Here is a 3,086-nt window from a genome sequence, read left to right on the forward strand (position 1 = left end):
TGCTCCAATCGGAGCCGGAGCACAATGTTACTTTCTAAAAGTGGCCTTTTATCAAGAAGTCAACGGTATCCAGTCGTTCCCCCAGAAGCGTCATCGCGAGTCTGTCTGCCGTCCAGGCAGAGAGCGTCATAGGAGCGACGCCCCCCATGCGTCATTGCGAGGAGCGAGGAAGGAGCGACGCGGCAATCTGTTCGTTGTGGCGCCATAACAAGGAGGTTGCCGCGGTCGAGAGCTTCGCTACTACATTCAATGAAGCAGCGCTTCCTTTCATGTAACCCTCGCAATGACGCTTTGGTAGTTTTCATTCCTCATATCGTCCAAAACCCCGTTTTACTTGCTCAAAAAAATCATGCCCTTCAAGATTAATGCCCTCATTCGGTGCCACTTTAGGTCCATCGCCTATATAAAAACCCTGATGAACCTATCATCATCTTATTTACAGCATTCAACCTCTTATTACAAGGTTGATTCTTGGTACACTATGAAAATAGCATGTAAACAAACATCTACTTTTACGACTAATATAGCCTTATTAAGCATAACTTCAATCATTGCTTTGTATTGAAATTTCTCATATGCTTTATTGACAAATGTTTTTTTATTCATTTAATTTGGTGTTTTTAACTGACTTATAATTGGTAAGAGGCTATTGTTTTTAACAAATAGAATCATTACTTTTGTACGAGTTTTCGAATAGTATAATTTTGCAATTGGACTTTAATTGAAAGCACACTTTTTATGATAGGGAGATCAGAAAACGACTTAAATCTATTAGACTTTGGTATTGTTGGAGAGCAGCTTACCATTAGCGAACTTTTACATTCCTCTTATGTTAGCGGTCGTGAAGATTTTCAAAAGGAAGTTGAAATTGATTTTAAGAAGAATATTCAATCAGCGGCTCATTCATCCTCATTATTAAAATCTAAATTATCAGAAATTGACGTAGATGTAAAAGGTATGTTCTTGAAAGTTATCAATTTCAATACTTTTAAGTGTCTTGTTATTGTTAATGAGGAGGATTTTTATTCTCGAGACAAACGTTGGAATTCTTATAAAATATCTGAGGATATTAATAGCACAAATAGTAGAATTGATTTGACATTTTCATTTATGTCTAATTCTGATGAAATAATGGTTGATAATGTTACTTCTGATGGCTTTATTTTTAAATATGGCACAGAAAAAATATAACGCATTTGACCACGCATCTCACAACTTAAAAGCTCACAATTATGTAAAGCAATCTACTGATTTTCCTGATTGGGAAATCACCACAGCTTTTTATTGTTCACTCAAATTTTTCGAAGGAAGTCTTTTTCCTGACACATATTTCCATCCAGGAAAAGAGAAAGATGGAGAAAAAAGAGATTTTAGCTCATATAATGAGTATAAGCAGGTATTTTCAAGATTTTGTCAAGGCACTCCTCATGACATAATGAAGACATTTGTAAAGCATAACACTACGATTGAAATTTGGAATAGTTATAATGACCTGTATGATCTTTGCCATAATTCAAGATATAAAAATTATCAAATTGACCCAAGAGATTTAATAATGGCACGAGAATCTTTAGAGTCCATTCGGACGTATTGCACAGATAATTTAAAGTAATTTCAAATTCTACTTAGGACCTTCTGATTTTAAAGAACATAAAAACACTAAACCTTAATTTTGTTGACTTCCAATCTTAATTTTTGTTGCTACATTGGCTTTTCACACTTAAAAAAGATTACCACATCCAACCTTAACCTTCTTCCACCTCAAAATCATCGGAATGATAGATGTCCAGAATGACTTTTCCGGCTTCTAGGGCGGCGGTGATGGCGGTTTTTAAATGTCCCGTATTCAAAAAAGTTTCTACGGATGAGCGGAGAGGCTTTAGACATAAGATATTAAGAATTCAGATTTAAGATTTTTAATTCTATTCGGTTATGAATAGTGCGACCACTGAATATAACTACCAACCGAAAAATGCTTGTACGCCTGCCAAGCTTTAGCGAAGGCGGGAAGCTTTTTGCGGAGCGCGCCCACTACCCACTGTCCACTGCCGACTGCAAACTGCAAACGGCCCATAAAGGTAGTTTAAATTAATTGAGGCCAAGAGTTAATCACTTACTTCTTATTCATACTTAGTGTCTATGTTAGGCGAACGGAGTCAATAGTAGCACTCTCCAAAAGCCCAATTTTCGCTCACCCCTTTAGGGACGGCCAGGCAATCACATAAGAAGTCTACCCCCTACCTCACCCCTTTAGGGGACGGGGTAAAGCCCTAAAAAGCACCTTTTTGTTAAAAAAGTCATTGTTAAACTTTGCACCCCCCCTTTTGGCTCCTGGCTCTTGGCTCTTGGCTCTTTCTGCACAGTTCATTATAACAACGGGGTTCGACTGCGCTCACCCTGACAAGGTAAAGCCAAATCCCACCTCACCCCTTTAGGGGCAGGGGGTCCAGCCACATCTCAAACCCAATCAAGGAGAACAACAAAGCGTCATTGCAAGTCTGTCTGCCGTCCAGGCAGAGAGCGACGTAGGAGCGACGCCCCCATGCGTCATTGCGAGGAGCGACGAAGGAGCGACGTGGCAATCTCATGGTTGGCTAGCCTAACAGACACAGATTGCCGCGGTCGATAGCTTCGCTATGTACATTCAATGAAGCAGTGCTTCCTTTCATGTAACCCTCGCAATGACGCTTGGGATGGAGTTCTCGCAATAATGTATTTAAATTTCATCTTCACAATCCCCAAACAACTCCCTAACCTCCTCATACAAATCCATCCAATCGGGATTTATACTTTCGATCAATTCAACTTTTTTTCCTCTACTGCCTGCTTTTAATTGTTTTTCGCGTCCTATAGCATCACCGATCATTTGAAAAGCCTCATAATAAACCAATTTATCCAGATAATATTCACTCCTGCCCGTCTTTAGCCTAAGCGATTGCGGGAATACCTAAATTTAAAAATAATCAATTGTTAGTAATCTTTAAGTGGTACCGCCAAAACTTTGAGATTGCCGCGTCATTCGTGCCTCATTCCTCGCAATGACGCCAGGGTGGGAGTTCTCTTAATGACAGCTAAGTGGTGCTCTT

4 protein-coding genes are annotated in these 3,086 nt (G+C 39.5%); 2 read left to right on the top strand and 2 right to left on the bottom strand.

Annotation, left to right across the window (positions count from 1 at the left end; all coding sequences use genetic code 11):
• Window positions 1-456: 456 nt before the first annotated feature.
• A complete protein-coding gene (locus J4051_RS18665; RefSeq protein ID WP_208235404.1) occupies window positions 457-606 on the bottom strand; it encodes a hypothetical protein in 150 nt (49 codons plus the stop codon).
• A gap of 132 nt (window positions 607-738) precedes the next feature.
• Between J4051_RS18665 and J4051_RS18670 the strand changes: the two genes are divergently transcribed.
• Window positions 739-1,191, top strand: coding sequence for a hypothetical protein (locus J4051_RS18670; protein ID WP_208235405.1), 453 nt, complete (start codon window positions 739-741; stop codon window positions 1,189-1,191).
• Window positions 1,172-1,612 carry a hypothetical protein gene (locus J4051_RS18675; protein WP_208235406.1) on the top strand — a complete coding sequence of 147 codons (441 nt, stop codon included), beginning with the start codon at window positions 1,172-1,174 and terminating at the stop codon, window positions 1,610-1,612. The genes J4051_RS18670 and J4051_RS18675 overlap by 20 nt, the downstream gene beginning before the upstream one ends.
• A gap of 1,104 nt (window positions 1,613-2,716) precedes the next feature.
• Here the strand turns inward: J4051_RS18675 and J4051_RS18680 are convergent.
• On the bottom strand, window positions 2,717-2,866 hold the full coding sequence (locus J4051_RS18680) for a GIY-YIG nuclease family protein (protein WP_208235407.1): 150 nt from the start codon (window positions 2,864-2,866) through the stop codon (window positions 2,717-2,719).
• Window positions 2,867-3,086: the final 220 nt, after the last annotated feature.

The sequence above is a fragment of the Gelidibacter pelagius genome (assembly GCF_017581925.1).
Taxonomy (GTDB): Bacteria; Bacteroidota; Bacteroidia; order Flavobacteriales; family Flavobacteriaceae; genus Gelidibacter; species Gelidibacter pelagius.

Bases quoted from the DNA above. Each gene is read 5' to 3' on its own strand.
- J4051_RS18680 (WP_208235407.1), bottom strand. From the start codon at position 2,866: ATGATCGGTGATGCTATAGGACGCGAAAAACAATTAAAAGCAGGCAGT.
- J4051_RS18670 (WP_208235405.1), top strand. From the start codon at position 739: ATGATAGGGAGATCAGAAAACGACTTAAATCTATTAGACTTTGGTATT.
- J4051_RS18675 (WP_208235406.1), top strand. From the start codon at position 1,172: ATGGCACAGAAAAAATATAACGCATTTGACCACGCATCTCACAACTTA.
- J4051_RS18665 (WP_208235404.1), bottom strand. From the start codon at position 606: ATGAATAAAAAAACATTTGTCAATAAAGCATATGAGAAATTTCAATAC.